This window comes from Carnobacterium sp. AT7 (assembly GCF_000171855.1).
Taxonomy (GTDB): Bacteria; Bacillota; Bacilli; order Lactobacillales; family Carnobacteriaceae; genus Carnobacterium_B; species Carnobacterium_B jeotgali.
Genome location: NZ_ABHH01000002.1, coordinates 128,896 through 148,594, shown reverse-complemented (window position 1 = coordinate 148,594; position 19,699 = coordinate 128,896). Strand labels below are relative to the sequence as shown.

26 protein-coding genes are annotated in these 19,699 nt (G+C 36.1%); 25 read left to right on the top strand and 1 reads right to left on the bottom strand.

Annotation, left to right across the window (positions count from 1 at the left end; translation table 11 throughout):
- Positions 1–190: 190 nt before the first annotated feature.
- The gene (locus CAT7_RS01460; RefSeq protein WP_007721190.1) at positions 191–487 is read right to left on the bottom strand and encodes a hypothetical protein; all 297 of its coding nucleotides are present in this window, start codon (positions 485–487) and stop codon (positions 191–193) included.
- Between the two features lie 419 nt (positions 488–906).
- Here CAT7_RS01460 and CAT7_RS01455 point away from each other — a divergent pair, with 419 nt between their 5' ends.
- The 25 genes from CAT7_RS01455 to fliP all read left to right on the top strand — a co-directional run bounded on the left by CAT7_RS01455 (position 907) and on the right by fliP (position 19,688).
- Entirely contained in the window at positions 907–1,278 is a 372-nt protein-coding gene (locus CAT7_RS01455) for a hypothetical protein (RefSeq protein WP_007721189.1), read from the top strand.
- Positions 1,279–1,428, top strand: a complete 150-nt coding sequence (locus CAT7_RS12240; RefSeq protein WP_007721188.1) for a hypothetical protein — start codon at positions 1,279–1,281, stop codon at positions 1,426–1,428.
- 178 nt (positions 1,429–1,606) lie between these two features.
- Positions 1,607–2,857: a flagellin N-terminal helical domain-containing protein gene (locus CAT7_RS01450; protein WP_007721187.1), complete on the top strand. Its 1,251-nt coding sequence runs from the start codon at positions 1,607–1,609 to the stop codon at positions 2,855–2,857.
- Positions 2,858–3,198: 341 nt separating this feature from the next.
- Positions 3,199–3,576: a flagellar protein FlaG gene (locus CAT7_RS01445; protein WP_007721186.1), complete on the top strand. Its 378-nt coding sequence runs from the start codon at positions 3,199–3,201 to the stop codon at positions 3,574–3,576.
- A gap of 4 nt (positions 3,577–3,580) precedes the next feature.
- The gene (gene fliD, locus CAT7_RS01440) at positions 3,581–5,071 is read left to right on the top strand and encodes a flagellar filament capping protein FliD (protein WP_007721185.1); all 1,491 of its coding nucleotides are present in this window, start codon (positions 3,581–3,583) and stop codon (positions 5,069–5,071) included.
- 32 nt (positions 5,072–5,103) lie between these two features.
- Complete coding sequence (locus CAT7_RS01435; protein WP_007721184.1) at positions 5,104–5,469, top strand: hypothetical protein; 366 nt, start codon at positions 5,104–5,106, stop codon at positions 5,467–5,469.
- Between the two features lie 45 nt (positions 5,470–5,514).
- A complete protein-coding gene (gene fliS, locus CAT7_RS01430; RefSeq protein ID WP_007721182.1) occupies positions 5,515–5,880 on the top strand; it encodes a flagellar export chaperone FliS in 366 nt (121 codons plus the stop codon).
- 420 nt (positions 5,881–6,300) lie between these two features.
- The gene (gene flgB, locus CAT7_RS01425; protein WP_007721180.1) at positions 6,301–6,678 is read left to right on the top strand and encodes a flagellar basal body rod protein FlgB; all 378 of its coding nucleotides are present in this window, start codon (positions 6,301–6,303) and stop codon (positions 6,676–6,678) included.
- 27 nt (positions 6,679–6,705) lie between these two features.
- Positions 6,706–7,143: a flagellar basal body rod protein FlgC gene (flgC, locus tag CAT7_RS01420; protein WP_007721178.1), complete on the top strand. Its 438-nt coding sequence runs from the start codon at positions 6,706–6,708 to the stop codon at positions 7,141–7,143.
- A 25-nt stretch (positions 7,144–7,168) separates the two neighbouring features.
- Positions 7,169–7,489 (top strand): flagellar hook-basal body complex protein FliE, encoded by a 321-nt coding sequence (gene fliE, locus CAT7_RS01415; RefSeq protein ID WP_007721176.1) that lies wholly within the window; start codon positions 7,169–7,171, stop codon positions 7,487–7,489.
- Between the two features lie 27 nt (positions 7,490–7,516).
- Positions 7,517–9,091: a flagellar basal-body MS-ring/collar protein FliF gene (gene fliF, locus CAT7_RS01410; RefSeq protein ID WP_007721174.1), complete on the top strand. Its 1,575-nt coding sequence runs from the start codon at positions 7,517–7,519 to the stop codon at positions 9,089–9,091.
- A gap of 8 nt (positions 9,092–9,099) precedes the next feature.
- Positions 9,100–10,104, top strand: a complete 1,005-nt coding sequence (gene fliG / locus CAT7_RS01405) for a flagellar motor switch protein FliG (RefSeq protein ID WP_007721171.1) — start codon at positions 9,100–9,102, stop codon at positions 10,102–10,104.
- Positions 10,088–10,846 carry a FliH/SctL family protein gene (locus CAT7_RS01400; RefSeq protein WP_007721169.1) on the top strand — a complete coding sequence of 253 codons (759 nt, stop codon included), beginning with the start codon at positions 10,088–10,090 and terminating at the stop codon, positions 10,844–10,846. Before fliG ends, CAT7_RS01400 begins: the two co-directional genes overlap by 17 nt.
- A 2-nt stretch (positions 10,847–10,848) precedes the next feature.
- Entirely contained in the window at positions 10,849–12,180 is a 1,332-nt protein-coding gene (gene fliI / locus CAT7_RS01395; protein WP_035019325.1) for a flagellar protein export ATPase FliI, read from the top strand.
- A 267-nt stretch (positions 12,181–12,447) separates the two neighbouring features.
- Positions 12,448–12,882 carry a flagellar export protein FliJ gene (gene fliJ / locus CAT7_RS01390; protein WP_007721166.1) on the top strand — a complete coding sequence of 145 codons (435 nt, stop codon included), beginning with the start codon at positions 12,448–12,450 and terminating at the stop codon, positions 12,880–12,882.
- 57 nt (positions 12,883–12,939) lie between these two features.
- Entirely contained in the window at positions 12,940–14,418 is a 1,479-nt protein-coding gene (locus CAT7_RS01385; protein WP_007721156.1) for a flagellar hook-length control protein FliK, read from the top strand.
- A 13-nt stretch (positions 14,419–14,431) separates the two neighbouring features.
- The gene (locus tag CAT7_RS01380; protein WP_007721153.1) at positions 14,432–14,863 is read left to right on the top strand and encodes a hypothetical protein; all 432 of its coding nucleotides are present in this window, start codon (positions 14,432–14,434) and stop codon (positions 14,861–14,863) included.
- Complete coding sequence (locus CAT7_RS01375; protein ID WP_007721151.1) at positions 14,863–15,243, top strand: TIGR02530 family flagellar biosynthesis protein; 381 nt, start codon at positions 14,863–14,865, stop codon at positions 15,241–15,243. The genes CAT7_RS01380 and CAT7_RS01375 overlap by 1 nt, the downstream gene beginning before the upstream one ends.
- Before the next feature lie 74 nt (positions 15,244–15,317).
- Complete coding sequence (locus tag CAT7_RS01370; RefSeq protein ID WP_007721148.1) at positions 15,318–16,187, top strand: flagellar hook-basal body complex protein; 870 nt, start codon at positions 15,318–15,320, stop codon at positions 16,185–16,187.
- A gap of 89 nt (positions 16,188–16,276) precedes the next feature.
- Positions 16,277–16,480 (top strand): flagellar FlbD family protein, encoded by a 204-nt coding sequence (locus tag CAT7_RS01365; RefSeq protein ID WP_007721147.1) that lies wholly within the window; start codon positions 16,277–16,279, stop codon positions 16,478–16,480.
- On the top strand, positions 16,477–17,286 hold the full coding sequence (locus CAT7_RS01360; RefSeq protein WP_007721145.1) for a motility protein A: 810 nt from the start codon (positions 16,477–16,479) through the stop codon (positions 17,284–17,286). The genes CAT7_RS01365 and CAT7_RS01360 overlap by 4 nt, the downstream gene beginning before the upstream one ends.
- Positions 17,279–18,028, top strand: a complete 750-nt coding sequence (locus tag CAT7_RS01355; RefSeq protein WP_007721144.1) for an OmpA/MotB family protein — start codon at positions 17,279–17,281, stop codon at positions 18,026–18,028. Before CAT7_RS01360 ends, CAT7_RS01355 begins: the two co-directional genes overlap by 8 nt.
- Positions 18,029–18,034: 6 nt before the next feature.
- A complete protein-coding gene (locus CAT7_RS01350) occupies positions 18,035–18,502 on the top strand; it encodes a flagellar basal body-associated FliL family protein (RefSeq protein WP_007721141.1) in 468 nt (155 codons plus the stop codon).
- 26 nt (positions 18,503–18,528) lie between these two features.
- The gene (locus tag CAT7_RS01345) at positions 18,529–18,921 is read left to right on the top strand and encodes a flagellar biosynthetic protein FliO (RefSeq protein WP_007721140.1); all 393 of its coding nucleotides are present in this window, start codon (positions 18,529–18,531) and stop codon (positions 18,919–18,921) included.
- Positions 18,918–19,688 carry a flagellar type III secretion system pore protein FliP gene (gene fliP, locus CAT7_RS01340; RefSeq protein WP_035019314.1) on the top strand — a complete coding sequence of 257 codons (771 nt, stop codon included), beginning with the start codon at positions 18,918–18,920 and terminating at the stop codon, positions 19,686–19,688. The genes CAT7_RS01345 and fliP overlap by 4 nt, the downstream gene beginning before the upstream one ends.
- The last annotated feature ends 11 nt before the right edge of the window (positions 19,689–19,699 follow it).

The following is a 19,699-nucleotide window of genomic DNA, read 5'->3' as shown; positions in this document are numbered from 1 at the left end:
TATCAAAATTAATCAAATCATGATTATAGATTATTATCTGTATATTCTACTCAGATTTCTTTAAAAAACAAAAAAGCTGTAGGCTAAAAATATACCTATAACTTTTTTTACTTAAAAAATAAAATTTTAATAGTCCTAAAACTAACCATTAGATTAATTATGGTTATGCAATTTAATATCGATTCGAAAATTATTTCATTTTGAAATTTATTCCAATATCCTTTAAAACCTCTAATATATCCAGAGACTTATCATCACTATTTTTTTCGAAAGCATTAGCTACTCCAAATCCTATTGCTTCAGTAAATGCTGCAGCAACAGTTGCATTTATAACTCCACCAACTACAGTTCCAACACCAGGAATCATTTTAAATAAATTACCTGCAACACTTTTTCCGATTGTAGAAACTGTCATAGCTTCTACAGCTCCAAGTAAAAATCCTTCTGAAATTTCTCGGTCATAAGCTTTATAAATTGCTGCAATCATTGTCGTTTGAATTGGAATTAATAAAGTTGAATCAGAAAAAGGAATAGGGCTTGCTGATACAGCTATAGCAGCTACAGAAACTGAATAAAAAGTAGCGAATTCTCCCGAGATATACGAATAGATTTTATTAAAAATAGCGTTAGAATTGTCTTTGAAAGAAATTTAGTCGTGTATTTAGTGTCGTTTACGATATGAATTATAGTGATGAGTCTGGAAGGTTGTAGAAGCATTCACTAAATATAATCATTCGGAAGTTAATGAAACGTAGTGTGTAAAGCCACATTCAAAGTTAAAAGTGCTTAATTATAATTGGGATTTACCGATACAAGATTATAAGATAGGACGTAACTAAAAGTTGATAGCGTTTAATAAAATTAATTAAGATCAATTATTATTTGAATATGTATGGGAGATGAATTATGAGTTTAGAAAATAAGAGTTATTCAGCTAATTTGGAACAAAAAGAAATCGAAATAAAATATCCTTTAGCAGCAGAATTAAAACTTGATCAAGAACAGTTTCTTGCAGCAACAAAAAAAGAATACCTTGAAAAATTGAATAACACAAATATCAATGTCAAAGAAACATTGGAAATTAGCACTGCAATAAATAAGTCCTTAAAATTAGATGTGGATAAACTTTTTAGTATAGCAGACAAAACAACGGAGCAATATGGAGATATCACAAAAGATCAGTTATCTATCATACTTTTACAATCGATTGTTGATACTAACGAAAACAAACTAATGCGTAAAATTGCTAAGAAATTAATAAAGAAAGTAGGGAAATGAGTGACTAAACTCTCAATGTTTATAGAATTCATTACTGGTTTTTATATAAAAAACCGAAAAGAGATTGATAGAATGATGTTAAAGATAGTTCAAACTATTGCAGAAGATGCTATTAAGAAAAGAAAAGAAAATTCTACTGCAAAAATATAGATATAACTGAAATTAACACATCGCTAAACAGCGCGTGTTTTAAACTACAAAATAGTGTTAAGAAAATGCTTTATTTAAATAAAAAAATAAAAAACATCCTTAACTGATAATGAAACGTGCCGATATAAGAGGTAGAAGGCAACACCTTCACAAAATAGACTTTAGGAGGAAACACATAATGAGAATTAATACAAATACAGCAGCAATGAATACTTACTCAAATCTTACATCAGCTAATGCTTCAAAAAGCAGCTCATTAGCTAAATTATCATCAGGACTACGTATCAACAAAGCAGGAGATGACGCAGCAGGTTTAGCAATCTCAGAGAAAATGAAAAATCAAATTTCTGGAATGACTCAAGCTTCACGTAACGCTCAAGATGGCATTTCATTGATTCAAACAGCTGAAGGTGCTTTAGGAGAAACACACAGTATTTTAAATCGTATGCGTGACTTAACTGTTCAATCAGCTAATGGAACAAACACTGCAGACGATAAAACAGCTATCCAAGCTGAATTAACATCATTAACTAAAGAAGTAGATCGTATAGCTGGAGATACAGAATTTAATACAAAAGGATTAATGAATGGTTCTGAAATTACTAGCACATCAATTGGCGGTAATTTTACTCCAGCTGGAGCTGCACTTACAGCACCGGCTACTAATGATAATAAATTATTAGTATTAGCTATCAAGGCTACTAATGCTAATACTACATTGAAAGCTGATGGCACTGATACTGCAGGAGACATGCATACAGCTCTAAAAGACTTAACACCAGAAAAACTAGATAAGATAATTGCTAAATATAATACTGATAAAGCAGCTGATGTATCAGCTGATAAAAAACTTGCTGACGCTTTCGATACTTCTACAGTTAAGGCTGATTTTGATGCAAAGGCAAGTAAATATGGAGTAACAGTAGCTGCAGGTACTAATGCTACTGATGCAGAAATTACTACTTTGAATAATGCAATAGCAAAAGCAGGGAAATCTGAACTTTCTGTAAATGATTTGGGTGAAAGTAGAGATACTAAGTTCAATTTCCAAATTGGTGCAAACGCTGGTGAAAAAATTAGCGTTGAAATTAAAAACATGAGTTCAAAAGGATTAGGTGTGAATAATATTGACGTAACTGCTACAAATGCAAATACTGATGATATTCTAGGTAAATTAGATAAAGCTATCGGTTCTGTTTCAAGCCAACGTGCTGACTTAGGTGCTGTTCAAAACCGTTTAGATCACACAGTTTCTAACTTAGCTACAACTAAGGAAAACTTATCAGAAGCTAACTCTCGTATTACTGACGTAGATATGGCTGAAGAAATGATGAGCTTCACTAAATCAAACATCCTTTCTCAAGCTTCTACTTCAATGTTGGCTCAAGCAAACCAAATGCCACAAAGTGTTCTTTCATTATTACAATAATAGTTCAATAAATTAAATAATTAAAATAAAACACCTGAATTATTCATTAGTTTTAAACGATGAATAGTTCAGGTTTTTTTTTATCTTTTAAGATATGACTAGAGTATGTAATGTTAATAGGTGGTGGATTTTATTACAGTTCAATGAAAGCTGTTGCAGGAAGAGTCAGTAAAGTGTTTGGTAATAGTTGAGTTATTCATGTTGATTATTTTAATAGAGATTATTTCTAGGCTATTTTCTATTAATTAATTTACAAAGTTGTCGATATAACCTATAGATGGAAAAACGACGTTGTATGGACTTTTCATTTATAGTAAACTATACGATGTTGAGAAACGGAGTTGTCAGATCTGGATATTATACAAGCTGTCACTAAATCTCTTCAAATTCGACCAATTGAATCAAATACTATTCACCAATCAGATAAGCAAGCCTACATAAAAGGAACAGGAGACTCAAAAGAAAAACCAGAGCCTATTATCGTTTCTGAAATAACCCAAGAAGAATTAAAAGAAACGGTTGAAAAAGCCAATCAATTTTTATTGGGGTTAAAAACGCAATTTGATTTTAAAATCCATGAAGGTACTGGAAGAACAGTTGTTAGATTGATAGACAAGCAAACGCATGAAGTCGTAAAAGAGATTCCACCAGAAAAAATGCTCGATATACTTGAGAGTGTTTGGGATTCAGCCGGAATTTTAGTCGACCGAAAGGAGTAATAAAATGGCTGGCAGTATTAATTTTTTAGGATCTTATTCAGGTATTGATTCAGCAACCATCGATGCTATGATCGAAGCAGAATCAGGAAAAGTGGTTCAATATACCAATAAACAATCGAGCATTACAGCAGAAAAAAATGCTTGGAAAGACATCAATACACGGTTAGATAGTTTATTTACTAAACTAGGCACGCTTGGAGAAGATAAAACATTTAAATCCAAATCAGCAACGTCAAGTGATGCAACTAAGGTAGCTATTACAGCAGGTACAGATTCATTAGCGAGTGATTACAGCATTGAAGTAAATCGTTTAGCAACTTCAAACAAAGTTACATCAGGTGAAATACCCTTAGCTGAGGGTGCAACGATTAAAGGAAGTCTTAAATTGTCTGGTACGTTTACATTAACTAGTCAAGCAACCTCTGGTCCTGTAGAAGAAAAAGAAGCATCTATTGGGAAATTTGACATTAGTATCGAAGCGAAAGATAGCTTAAAAGATATTGTTGGCAAGATTAACGAAAAGACAAAAGAATCTGGTATTCAAGCAAAAATCGTAGATAATCGTATCATTATGACGGATAGTAAAATGGGCGAACGCACGATGACATTTGGCGGTAATCTAACCGATGAATCTGGAATAGCAATTGATAACAGCGATATGGCCAAAGCATTAGGCTTTGAAAAAGACAAAGCTTATGAAGGTGGACAGTCTGCCGAACTTACTGTAGATGGTATTAAAGTGACACGAAATAGCAATACCATTACAGATGCTGTTGAAGGTTTGACTATTGATTTAAAAGGGGTAACGGAAGCGTCAAAACCTGTTACGATTGGAATCAAAGAAGATACGGATACAACAGTTAAAGCATTTCAATCTTTTGTCGATCAATACAATTCAACACTTACATTTGTCGGCGATCAATTAGATGTTGGAGATCCTTCAGCCGAAAAGAATAAAACAGGTGCGTTAGCTGGGGACAGTTCTTTAATCCGTTTACAGTCAAGTTTGCGTTCTTTGATGACCCAAAGTGTGAGTAGTGGAAATCCAGCCTACAAAAACTTAGAAGCCATTGGTATCTCTGTCGACCGTTTTGGTGCAGCTACTCTGGATACAGCTAAGTTAAAGACAGCTTTAGCAGATGATCCAACAGCTGTGAAGAAAATGTTATTCCAAACAACAACGACTGAAACACCAGGAGTTGATGAGAATGGTGCTCCAACAACGGTAAAAACTGAAAAAGAAGTTGGCATGGCTCAAAAGATGCGTGCGTTAGTCGATACGTATATTTCAGATAAAACGGGTATTATTGTGACTAAGTCAGCTACTTATGATAAATTGTCAGAAGATATTACTAAGAGTATTGCTAAATTCAATGAGCGCTTAGTGAAGAAACGCGAAAATTATGTTGCCATGTTTACTCGCTTAGATACGGCTATGATGCAAGCTGAATCGCAAATGGCATACTTGCAAAGTCAATTTAGTACAGAGAAATAAAAACTGAGCTCATTAAGAAAGGATAAGACACCATGAAAACTGATGCTGAGTGGACTCAAATTCGAACAGGTTTATTGGAGAAAATGAATATTTTGCTGGAGTCTTGGAGCGGAAGCGCAGTAGAAGCAATGAAGATCATAGCTGAAAACCAACAAAATTTGGATTTATTAAAAGCCATTGAAGAAAAATTGACTGAAGAGGCTGCTAGTCAATACACACCAATTGAAAAACAATTATTGACCGCTATTATTCCTCAACAACAAAAATTAATGACAAGTATTCGTAGAGAAAAAACAAGCTTAATGAATAAAATGAAACAAATCAATAAAAAAAATCAAGTCAGAGACAACTATGTGTCGGTTAAACGGGCTCCTGTATTTGTAGATAAAGGAATTTAACAGGGAAAATAAAAAGACAAGTAATGGAATCAGGAGGTAAAAACTTTGTACCAAAAAAACGGATCAGAAATTTATAAACAAAATCAGATTTTAAATGCATCTCCTAAAAAATTAATCGTCCTTTTATATGAAGGTTGTATCAAAAACTTGAAATTAGCTGAGATACACATTGCAGAAAAAAATATCGAAAAAACGAATCAAGTGTTGATCAAAGCGCAAGATATTATTGCTGAATTAATGAACACATTAGACTTTGAAAGAGGCGGAGAAGTTGCGGAAAATCTTTACCGCATGTATGAATACATTGGTAGTGAATTGATTAAAGCAAATGTTTCCAAAGACACTGAAGATGTAAAGCGTAACCGTAAGTTAGTAGAAGAACTACGGGATGCTTGGATTGAAATAGAGTGAAAATAAAAAACGACAAGTGTTGATTTTTAGACACATTTTCAAAAAAAATAAATAACAATATTAATTTAATAGTCCCACTCCGCCTTACTTTCAAAAAAGTAAGGCTATTTTGTATTAAAATTTAATAAAATCAAGGTTTTATTTGAACATCAAAGTAAAAAGAAAAATCAAGTAAAAAAATTATTTTTTTTAGAAAAAGATAACTTGTGTATTTTTGAACAAAGTGGAATGAGAAAAGTGTATTGCTGAATAAAAACAAATAGGATATACTTTCTTAGGTTGATAGAACTGTATAGTTTACCAAAAAGTCGACTAATAAATGTATAATAATTAATAACGAATGTATTTTATTTGTGAGTGATAAATACAAAAATGTTCATAATAAAACAAATTGGAAAATTAAGATTGGGAGTGAATGAAATGGATCCTACTTACAATTTGATGAAAAATGCATTAGATGCAGCTTCAATGAGACAAGAAATGATTTCAAGCAATATTGCGAATGTAAATACAGATGGCTACAAAGTCAATAAAGTAGAATTTGAAAGTATCTTAGATAATGTTTCAAAAGGTACAACAATGAATAAAACAAGTGATTTACATATAGGGTTTGAAAATTTAAATGAAGTAACACCAGTTGTGTCAAAAAGAACCAATACTTCAGTCAAAGAGAATGGGAATAATGTGGATATTGATATCGAAATGGCTGAAGAAGCTAGCAACAGCATTTATTATAATGGGTTGGTGACTCAATTAAACGCTAAATATGCCATGTTGCGTAGTGTAATTACGAAGTAGTGAATAGAAAAAGAAGAAGGTGTACTAATGTCCATTTTTGATTCAATGCAAATAAATGCAAGCGGATTAAGCTTAGAACGCTTGAAGCTAGATACGATATCGACCAATATTGCGAATGTGAACACAACGCGAACAGAAGATGGAGAAGGTCCGTACTTAAAAAAAGAAGTGGTCTTTGAAGAAAGTTTAAAGCAAGTTGAAACTTCTTTGAACGGTCAAGGTACTGAAAAAAGTTTTGGCGTAAAACCAACTGAAATTAGAGAGAATACAGATGACATTGTTATGGAGTATGATCCAACTCATCCTGATGCCAATGAAGAGGGTTATGTTCAACAGTCGAACGTTAATATGGCAGATGAAATGATTGATATGATGACAACACTGCGAACATATGACGCTAACGTAACAGCTATGAATGCCAGCAAAGAAATGCTGTCTAAAGCGTTACAGATTACAATTGGTTAATAAAACAGTTTAGAGGAGAATTTAAATGAATGTAGATGCACTTTTTAATAGCTTAGTCAGTGGACCAACGCAAACGGGAGTGACCGGTGGATTAAAGGAACAATCAGCTGAAGCAGCGACTGGTTCAGCGTCATTTTCAAATATGTTGGAAAATGCGATGGGTTCACTAAATGACCAACAAGTTGCAGCTGATCAAGGTGTACAAGGCTTGATTACAGGGAACACAGATAATTTACACAGTGTCATGATTCAAACCTCTGAGGCTCAATTGTCACTAGAATTAGCCTTGCAATTAAGAAATAAAGGTCTAGAAGCTTACAACGAAATAAAAAATATGCAATTTTAATGAGGTTTTGGGGGAGTTACGTTAATTATGGATGGAATTAAGAAAATCTGGACTGGAATCAAAGACGGTTGGACGAATCTTGGCAAAAGCAAACGCATCGGCCTCGTTATGGTGCTGTTTTTTGTTATTAGTATTGTAACCGCTATGACTTACTACACGCAAAAAGTAGAGTATGCCACACTGTTTTCTAATCTGGAAGAAGCAGATGCAGGTACAATCGTAAATGATATAAAAACTAAAGGCATCGATTATAAGCTAGAAGACAATGGCACAACGATTTTAATTGATCAAGCCCAAGTTGATGCATATAGAATTGAATTAGCCGTAAATGATCTCTTACCAAAAAGTACGACTGGTTTTGAGATTTTTGATGAAACCAGCATGATGGCAACCGATGAAGACCGTAAAATTATGTACCAAAGAGCGGTTACTGGCGAATTGGAACGCTCGATTTCAGCACTTGATTCCATTGAAGAGGCAAAAGTGATGTTGTCACTGCCAGAAGACAGTGTCTTTACAAGTGAAGAGAATCAATCAAAGGCCTCAGCTTCTGTTGTATTAACTCCTTTAAGCGGTTCTCAAATTCCTGCTAATGCTGTGCAAGGAATTGCATCTTTGATTTCTGGAGCAGTCGATAATTTGCCAAAAGAAAATATCAAGATCGTAGATACCGCTGGTAATTTATTGAGTGTAGCATTGGAAGATGAAGTCAATTTAAATGCGACCGATTTGGTCAGCAAGTACCAAGCTATTACCAACAGTTACGAACAACAATTAGAACAAAAGCTGCTTCAAACACTAGGTCCGATTTATGGAATCGATAAGTTGACCGTTGCCGTCAATGCCGACATGAATTTCGACTCAAGTGAAAGTGAAATCATTAATTATGGCGATTCTTCTGTTCGGAGTGAAACGGTTTCTGCAGGTGGAAAAACGATTGGGGTCGAAGAAGGAGAAGGATTCGACAACGCTATTAATCAAGTAACGAGTGGTGAAGAAGGCGGAAATTCTACGTATGACCGAACGACTAATTATGAATTGAATTCAGAAACAACAAATACTATTAAGGCACCCGGAGAAGTAGAACGCTTAAGCACTTCGGTTATTTTTGACGGCAATTTAAGTCCAGCGGATAAAGAATCGCTAGAGGCTATCGTGGCTGCAACGGTTGGGACAGTTGCTGAACGAGAAGACGTGATTTCGATACAAGGGATCGATTTTGCAACGTCTACTGAAGTAGTCGAACCAACAGCTCCCGAGCAATTAAAGAGCAGTATTCGAGATACGCTCTTACGTTATTGGCCATATCTTGTAGGTGGACTCGTTCTTTTAATCGTGATGATTGTATTGCTCCGTATGTTGCTGCGCAATCGAAAAGATGATGAGTTGGATTTCTTCGATGAGGAAGAACCGGAACCAATCGTACAACCGATGCGACCTGTTCAACCCACAGATGAGCAGAAAAAAGCAAAAGAAAAAGCAGATCTTAAAAGAGAACTAAATAAAAATATGTCTGAAAAAGAAACGACTGTAAGAGAGTATGCGAAAGAAAGTCCAGAAGGCGCAGCTGACTTGATCAAAATTTGGATGAAAGATGAGTAGGTGAAGGTATGAAAGAAGTAGACGGATTAAAAAAAGCGGCTATATTGCTGATCTCATTAGGCTCAGAAACGTCAGCCAAGATCATGAAAAATCTTCCTGACAGCTACATTCAAAAAGTGAGTTATGAAATAGCTAATATTGATTATGTGAACCCAGAAGAACGGGATTCGGTTATCAATGAATTTATCGAAATGTCTCAAGCAAGAGAATACGTGATCGATGGTGGGATTGACTACGCTAAGAATTTATTGAATATGGCTATTGGTCCGCAACGTGCCAAAGAAGTGATTGATATGCTGAACCAGATTCAACTGCGTGAACGTCCATTCAATATTGCTCGAAAAGCCGATCCACAACAGCTGACGAACTTATTATTAAATGAACAACCGCAAACAGTTGCGTTGATTTTATGCTACATGCAGCCAGAAAAAGCAGCGATTATTTTGGCAGAATTTCCACTAGAGTTGCAATCAGAAATCGCTGAGAGAATCGGAACCATCACGAGTACTTCTCCTGCTATTATTGAAAAAATTGAAAAAGTAATTGAGAATAAATTTTCAAATTACATTGAAAATGATTTGGAAACAGTCGGTGGCGTTCGTACATTGGTTGAAATCTTAAATTCTGTTGGACGAAGCACTGAGAAAAACATCATTAGTGTATTGGAAGAAAAACAACCAGAATTGGCTGAAGAAATCAAAGCTAGTCTGTTCACATTTGAAGACATCGTTACACTTGAAAAAGGCGATGTGCAAAAAGTTCTTAGAGACGTTAAGAATGATGACTTGGCATTGGCTCTTAAAGGGGTATCGGACGAAATCAAGAGCTTTATTTACAGCAACCTTTCTACTCGTGCAGTTGAGACACTTAAAGAAGATCTACAATTCATGGGACCTACTCGCTTATCAGCCGTTGAAGAAGCTCAACAACGCATTGTAACCGTGATTCGTCGCTTAGATGAAAAAGGGGAGATCTATTTGAGAAGAGGCGAATCTGATGCCATCATTTCATAAAATTATCAAGCAAGGACAGTCGTTTACAAAAGACAGCCGCTCATTTATCGAAACGGATATGACAGCTGCCAAACGACCTGACATGGAAGAAATCTTAAGTGAGCAACTGCTAGAAGAACCGATTGAAGTTGAGCAAGCTAGAGCTTTGTTGCTGGAAGCGAGCCAAAAGAAACTGGCTATTCTTTCTGAAGCCCAAAATGAAGCCAACCAAATGAGAGAAATGGCTGAAAAGCAAGGCTTTGAAGAAGGTCAAAGAAACGGCTATGAAACGGGTTACATTGCAGGCTATGCAGCCGGTATAAAGCAAGCTGAAGAAGAGAGCCAACGTTTGAGAGAAACAATCCACAACATGCTGATTGAAGCTCAAGAAGTGGTAGAAAGCTATTACCAAGCTAAAAGAACTGAATTCATCGAGTTGGCAGGACACATGGCTGAAACCATTGTTCATAAAACAATTGATGTCTCTTCGAATCAAGTAATGGATTTAATTAAGCCAGTGTTGCATCGTTTGAAGCGAGAAGATCAATTCATCACGTTGATGGTCAGACCGGAACAAAAAGAATTGGTTAAAGAAAAAGTAAAAGAGTTTGAAAAAGAGAATCAAGATATTCGGTTTGCAGTTCTGTCAGATAATACATTGGCTAAAAATGGCTGTGTGGTTGAAAATGCCCATGCAATCGTTGATTTGCAAGTGCGAAAACAATTAGATGCGATGATAGATGAGATGAAGAATGTGGAGTGACGATAATGTTTGATATTCCTTTTGAAACATATCACAACCAATTGAATCGAAAAAGTTACTACTTAAAGATGGGGAAAGTTAGTCAAGTGACGGGTCTGATCATTAAAGTAGAAGGCTTGGATGCATTTGTAGGCGAAGTATGCGAGATTTTGATCAAATCATCTGGCAGAGTGGCATTGAGTGAAGTCGTTGGGTTCGTAGATGAAACGGTTTTACTGATGCCTTTAGATGAATTAGAAGGCATTGGGCCAGGTTGTTTAGTCAAACCGACTGGCAAAACGCTAAAAGTTGAAATTAGTGAAAAGCTGCTCGGCAATACATTGGATGGCTTAGGCCGACCGATGGATACCTCATTAGTAGTAGACGGCGTGTTTTATGATGTGAATAGAAGCTCGCCAAATCCTTTTAAACGAAAAAAAATCAAAGATGTTATGCCAACGGGGATAAAAGCCATTGATGGAACATTGACTGTCGGTGAAGGTCAACGGGTTGGGATTTTTGCAGGTAGTGGGGTCGGGAAAAGTACCTTGCTAGGAATGATGGCGCGCTACATTGAAGCAGACATTATTGTGATTGGATTGATTGGAGAACGTGGCAGAGAAGTGCTAGAATTTATCGAAAAAGATTTAGGCGAAGAAGGCTACCGAAAGTCAGTTGTTGTTTGTGCAACGTCAGATATGCCTCCGCTGGTCCGTTTAAAAGGAGCCTCGGTCGCAACGACTATTGCAGAGTACTTTAGAGATCAAGGCAAGAAAGTCGTCTTGATGATGGACTCGGTTACGCGTGTAGCTATGGCCCAACGTGAAATTGGATTAGCAACTGGCGAGCCACCAACAACAAAAGGGTACACACCATCGGTTTTCACAACATTGCCTAAGTTATTAGAACGTAGCGGAATGTCTGAAAATGGATCAATCACAGCCTTTTATACCGTATTGGTTGAAGGGGATGACATGAATGAACCCATTGCCGATTCTGTGCGTGGAATATTAGATGGCCATATCGTATTGTCGCGAAAAATTGCTTCAGAGAATCACTACCCGGCAATCGATATTCAAAATAGCATCAGTCGGTTGATGAAAGACATCACAGCCGAAAAGCATTCTGAAACAGCTGGAAAATTAAAAGAGAATATGGCTATTTACTCGGATTCAAAAGATTTGATTGATGTAGGAGCGTACCGTAAAGGCAGCAACCCATTAGTCGACCGTGCCGTTCAGTTAAACACACCAATCAAAGACTTCTTGAAACAACGAGTAGACGAGCGCTATGCATTCGATGAAGTAGTTGGACAATTAAAAACGCTCTTTGAAGTACAGCAATTCGGCAATTAAAAAGGTTTTGAGTAGCTGGGTTATGGAAAGTTTAAAGTGGCAGGTAGAAGATAGTGGTGCACGTTACAGTGAGTAGCTTTTCTGGCCGCACTGTAACGTGCAACCGGCTTCGATGATACAATGAGTAACAACGTAAGCTTCACTGTATCGTGGACGCTCGCTTTAGGTGCTTTTTCTTAAAAAAAGCGTTCTAGAGTAATAGTTGGCGTACATTATAAAAGTAATCAGGATAACTTTCTCAGTTGGTTAAAGTAAGGAGCAAAGAAATTGACAAAATATCAGTTTTCAATGGAAAAAGTTCTCGACTGGAGATCAGATACCGAAGAAGAGAAGAAAAAAAATCTAGTCCAAGTTCAACAAAGTAAACAACAACAAGAAACAATCTTACGACGTTTGATCGATGAAAATATCAAAATAAAAAATGACAGCTTATCAACTAATCGTATCGATGTCTTGCGACGACAGAATTTATATAAAGATATGATTGATGAAAAAATCATTCATCAAAAGAATGTCGTTAATAAAGCGGAAAAAGAAGTAGAAGTGGCTCGTATCGAATTAATGGAAGCCCATAAAGACCGAAAAGTTATGGAGAAGTTAAAGGAAAAAGAGTACACCTTAACAATGGAACAAGAAAAACAAGAAGAACAAAAGCAATTAGATGAAATGGCAACCTTAAGTTTTGGAAAATCATTTTATTAACCTACATACGCATCACTAAATGGATTTATCTTCCATTGAAAGGAGGTGAAAAAACACATGAACCCAACTCCTGTTGCACCCATTAGTAGTGGCGCCCAACAATTACCTGAACAGCAACAAGCAGTACTACCAGAAGAATTTGAAGCTCAGCTTGCAGGGTATCTAGACAAAGAGAAGTCTGGCACAATACATAAAGAGATTTCTGATTCTAAAAAGACAAAGGAACAGGAAATTAACCAAGAAACTGATGAAGACACAGCTGACGAAGCGATTTTCTTAGATTCACCAGTGCTTTATACAGGCACGTTTAACTTGACACAAGAACAACAGCCAGTTGCAGTGAATCAACCGTTGAATAGCAGTGAACCGGATTTTGCAGCACAAATAACTGTTGCAACGGAAAAAATAGACGCATTTGCAGTTGGTCAAAATGAAAAAATTTTACCGGATACCAAAGAAACTAAATTTGTAGAATCTTTCATGGAACCTTTAGCGACTGAAGTCAGCAGTTCACAACAGAGGTTAAAGGACCAAGCAGAGCCAATAGAATCAGTTGGAAAAACGGTCACTAAACCGGCTGTAGTCAATGAACCAACCAACAGAATTCAAGGAGAATCCATTGCAAAAGATGCGGTTAACCTGTTAGTTGAGGAAACTATTCTGATTGAAATGGATCAAATGCAAAGTACGACCAAAGAAAATGAAATGGTTGGATCTATCTTACCAACTGGTCGATTTTTGACTGCTGAATGGAAAAATGACCGAATGGCTGTTAACCAACTCACAGCTAAACCCGATGATTCAACAGGAACATCATTAAATGAAGTGTTAGATGATGCTAGTCAACCAAGTGAAGCACTAAATGATAACGAACTGCTGCAACCCCAAAACTTGGATACAGTCAAAAGTAAGCTGAACGTTTTGATAGAACCAGTTTTAAACGAAACGCTACTTAAAAAATCAATTTCTCGTATGACTGATTCCGAAAATACTGAAACAGCAATGCGAGTTGCTGAAATGGATACGGATGGACAAACCATTCACCAGCAGCCGCTTTTTGAAGCGACAGCTGTAAAACAATCAAACGTAATCGAACCTGTGAGACAAGCGAGTGTCCAAATGATAAATGAAGTCGTATTGGAACAAGCTGAAGCGGTTTTAAGTGGCAAGCAATCTATTGCGCATGTCATATTAACACCAGCAAAAATGGGGGAAGTAAAAATCACCGTAGAGTTAACCGATAATGTGTTGTTAACAAAGATTGTTGTGGACAACTTGGAAACAAGAGAATTATTAACAACGGGTATGCAGCACTTAACCGATAAATTAGACCGTCAAAATATTCGTTTAGGAGAACTAACAATTCAATTGAACGAAAATGCAACAGCCGGTTTTACTTCTCAAGAAAGACAGCAAGAAGGGCAGCAAAAATCTTTTGAATCACCGCAAATGAATTTTTCGGATAATGAAATAGAACTACTAAAAACTGAAGAAAAAGCGGAGATAGATACCGGTAGACTTAGTATATTAGTGTAAGAGGAGCAAAAAAATGGAATTTCCAACTGGTTTTATGATGGGGTCAATCAAAAATGTCTCATCTACTGAAAAGAAAAATAATGAACTTGCTACAGAAGACTTTTTACAAATTATGGCAGCCTCAATTAAAACGCCCTCTCTTCCAGGTGAAAGTGGCGGCAGCGGTGGTGGTGGAGAAACCGATTATCTTGCTCAATTAGCTCAATTTAATACATTGGACCAGTTGACGACTGTTTCAGAAACCTTAAATATGAGTGTTTTAATGACGCAACAACAACAGGGCTTAAGCCTGTTAGGCAAAGAAGTAAAAGTAGCGGGTGCAGAATCAGGTTTTGTCAACGGGACCGTTGATAAGGTTAAATTTGATAAAGGCTATGCAACGATTCAAGTCGGCGGCAAAGATTACGCATTAAACGATATTTTAGAAGTTGGTGATCAGACGTAATGTCTTTTCGCGTTGAAAGTGCATCAAATCAAACAATAGAAAATAGAGCTAATCCAAACAATCAAAAAATTGATCGAACGTTTAGTACTTTTTTGAACGAATCGTTACAGAATCAAACGACTGCAACAGAAATGAAAATTTCACATCATGCACAAAAACGCATGGCAGAAAGAGGTATTCAATTAAATCAATCTGATTTGACCACCATTGAAGGTGCAGTAGAAGAGTTGAATCAAAAGGGATCGAAAAATTCATTAATCGTGTATAAAGACATGGCATTGATTGCTAGTATCGCTAATCGAACCATTATTACGGCTATGACTACTAATGAAATAGAAACTGTTACCAATATCGATAGTGTTAAAAAAATAAACGCCTAAATTAGCCGGACTTATAAAGAGGCTAACATCCCATGGACCGACTGAAGTGGGACAATCGAATGGAGGAAAAAGAAATGTTAAAATCACTATACTCAGGTGTTACTGGAATGAAGAATATTCAAACGAAAATGGACGTTATCTCAAATAATATTGCCAATGTAAATACGACAGCTTTTAAAACAGGAAGAGTTCGTTTTGAAGATATGTTGAGCCAAACTAATGCATCAGCGCAAACAGGAATCAATGCTCAACAAGTGGGTCTTGGTGTGCAAGTAGGATCAATTGACACAGTTATGTCAGGTGGATCATTGCAATCAACTGGAAGAGCACTAGACTTCGGGATTGAAAATGGCGATAGCTCATTTTTCACAGTTAAAGAAGGCGATAACACTTTTTATACTAGAGACGGTGGATTTTATACAGATCCTAATGGTAATTTAGTTACAAGTGGCGGCTTAAAAGTGCAAGGATTTGTAGCAAACCCTCCTGCTGTAAATGATACTAATTTTAATCCTGATACCTTTGTTGATGGTAAAACTATGTCAGCAATAACTATCCCTCAAAGTATTGGAGAAGGAGCAGATAAAGCAGATTTACAAAGCTACAGCGTAGATAGTAAAGGGTTCATCGTTGGGTCTTATAGTGGTGGGAAATCGATGGTCTTAGGTCGTGTTGGTTTAACATCATTCTCGAACCCAGATGGCTTGCAAAAGAGCGGTGGAAACTTATACACAGAAACTGCTAACTCAGGAGCTCCAGAAGCAGGGAGTCCAGGAGAACCTGGATATGGAAGCGTACGTTCGGGTTTCTTAGAAATGTCTAACGTAGATTTAGCGAATGAATTTACTGAAATGATTGTTACTAGCAGATCTTACCAAGCAAACTCAAGAAGTATTACGACTTCTGATACGATGTTGGAAGAATTGATTAATCTTAAGAGATAGTCTCTAGGTAAAAGGTTTTTTGAAACAGTGAAAAACCTTTTACGTTAGTTAATGTTAATAACTAAACAAAAATAGGATGGGGTTTAAGTATGATTGCTCTAACAGCTATTTCAGGAAAAGAATTTTATTTGAATTGTGAATTGATTTATCGGATAGACCGTTCTTTCGACACTATTATTACATTAACGGATGGCAAAACAGTACGAGTTAGCGAAACAGAAAATGAAATAGTAGAAAAAGTCATTCAATACAAAAGAAAAATATACAACGGTTTTTCAGAAGGAGAATTATGAAAAAAAATATTGTACCAATAATTGGTTTAATCTTAGGATTTGGTTTGATTATTTGGTCGATCACTTCTAGTGGAAATATTGCTAGTTTTATTGATACACCTTCATTAGTGATCACACTTGGTGGTTCGTTTAGTGCAATACTGATTAGTTTTCCATTGAAATCAATTAAAACATTGCCCTCTATTTTAAAAACATTGGTGCTTGATCCGAATCCTAACTACAATGAGTTGATTGAAACTTTTGCTTCATTATCTAGAAAAGCCAGAAGTCAAGGAATCTTGGCTATTGAAGAAGACATTGAACAGCAAGACAATGAATTGATGGTAAGCGGATTGCAAATGGTTGTAGACGGTTTAGAACCTGAAACAGTCAGAGATATTATGGAAATCACAACGGAAAACATTGAAAAAAGACACAGTGTTGGTCAAGATATCTTTTTAAAATGGGGCGAAATGGCCCCAGCTTATGGAATGATTGGAACATTGATTGGATTAATTATTATGCTAGGAGAGTTAGATGACCCTAGTACAATTGGTGTGGGGATGGCAACAGCTTTGATTACGACTTTCTATGGAAGTTTCTTAGCCAACTTAGTGTTCATTCCAATAGCCAGCAACTTGCAGAATCAAACCATTGAAGAAATGAAGTTCTGTGAAATGATTATTGAAGGTGTCTTATCCTTACAAGCTGGAGAAAATCCACGTGTCATTGAGCAAAAATTAAAAGGCTATCTGCCTTTTGAAAATAAAGAAGATGCGATGAAAGAAGCAGCTAAGATTCAGCAAGAGGAAGAAAACTATGGCTAGAAGACGAAAGAAAAAAGAAACCAAAAACAGCTCTAGCGGTGGCGGATGGATGACAACTTTTTCAGATTTGATGTCTTTATTGCTGACATTTTTCATTCTATTGTATTCAATGTCAAGTGTCAGTGCGGAAAAATTTGAAGCTGCAGCTAAGTCCATGCAATCAGCATTTGGCGGCGGAGAATCGATGCTTGAAGGAAGCACAGTCGTAGATTCAAAAACAGATACGAGTGACGAGACTCTTGAAGAGACACTTGAAGAAATTAGTGAAGAGACGGTTGATCCAGAATTGCTTAAAATGTATAACGAAGTCGTTCAGTTTTTAGAAGACAAAAATATTACTTCTCAAGCAAGTGTTGAATACGATCAAGATGGAATTTATGTAAATATTCAAGAATCGATTTTATTTGGAAGCGGAAGTGCAATTATCGCCGATTCTGGAAAACAGACGTTAAATGATCTCGGTGAATTGATCCAAAAATTTGATAATGCTGTAGTGATTGAAGGGTACACGGATAATGTGCCAATGTACAATGCAAATTTCAGCAGCAACTGGGAATTATCAACAGGCAGAGCCTTATCGGTCTTGCGGTATTTAAGTGAAGAAAGAGATGTTAATCCAACCAGGTTGGCGGCAAAAGGATACGGAGAATACCACCCGTTAGTTCCAAATGATTCAGAAGAAAATAGATCGAAAAATAGAAGAGTAAATATTGTTATTGTTTATGATCAACAGGAGGGTTAATAGCAGATGAAATCTGAAGAAGCAAAGCCTGCTAAAGGGAAGAAAAAAATAAGCATAATCATTGCTATCTTATTGGCAATTGTAGTAGGAGCAGTCGTCAGTTTTGGTTTTACTTCAGGTAAAGCAACGGAAATAATTAAAGGATTTTCAGAAAAAGAAGTCGTCGAATCAACGGTTCCTTTAGAAGAATTCTTAATTAATTTAGATTCTGGTGAATCGGCTAAAAAGAATTTTTTGAAAATTGAACTTTCTTTATACAGCACGAAAGAAGACGCAGATGTATTGCTTAATGCAAATGTAGCAGAAATTCGTGATACGATCATCTCTGTTTTGCGTAAGAAATCAGTAAACAACGTGTTTGTAGAAGAAGAAGGCAAATTGATAATCAAAAAAGAATTGATCGAAGCAATTAATAAAAAATTAGACACAGATGCAGTGGAAGATATTTTCATTACAAATATCGTAACACAATAAGAAAATAAAAAAGGAGGAAGAGAAAATTGGAACTTGGACTGAATTATGTGTTGAAAAGTGTCGTTGCATTGGTCGTGATCATTTTTGCGGCTAATTATGGATTGAAGTATTTAAATACGTTTATGACTAAAAAAAATCAAGTGATAAAAGTCATTGAAAGAACGCCCATCAGTAAAAGTTCAGCCCTTAGCATTGTTGAAATTGCGGACACGTATTACTTAATGAGTTTTACAGATACGCGTAACGAAATACTAAGAGAACTGACAGCTGAAGAAAAAGCAAAGATCACGAAAAGTATCGAAGAAGTTTTACCAGCTACACCAGTAAAGCAAAAAAAAGCGATATCTAGCAAAAAAAACATCCAGACCTTTAAAACCTTACAGTCTCAATACCAATCTTTCTATGAAAAGAGGAAATAAAGTTGCACAAGAAAAAGTTTTTGATTTTATGCTTTAGCCTCTTTTTAACCAGTTTTGTTCTCTTTCCACAAGTTGCATCAGCCGCTGAATTAACGGATGGGTTAGACGGAATAACGGATCTCTTTGGGAAGCAATCTGGCGGGACTTCAGAAGTCGTTCAGTTGTTCCTTTTGACAACAGCATTAAGTTTAGCCCCAACGTTTTTGGTACTGACCACTTGTTTCACACGAATTATTGTCGTACTGTCATTTGTTAGAAGTTCTTTAGGAACGCAGCAAAATCCGCCCAATTTGGTGTTGATGGGAATTGCGTTGTTTTTATCTTTGTTTATTATGCAACCTGTCTATACTGATGTGATGGATGAAGCTATTACGCCTTACATAAATGAAGAAATATCCGGAATAGAAGCATTTGAATTAGCAGAACTACCGATTAAAGAGTTTATGTACAAGCAAACAAGAGATGAAGATATCCAATTGTTCTTAGATATATCTAAAACTGAAAAACCAGCAGACGTAAATGATCTTCCGCTAACGGTAGCGATTCCAGCCTTTATTATTAGTGAGTTGAGAACGGCTTTTACAATCGGATTCTTAATCTTTATCCCATTCTTAGTAATCGATATTGTGGTGGCCAGTATTTTGATGTCAATGGGGATGTTTATGTTATCTCCCGTTATGATCTCACTGCCATTTAAATTGCTCTTATTTGTTTTAGTTGATGGATGGTATTTAGTCGTCGAATCGTTAGTCACAGGATTTCAGTAGAGGTGTAAAAA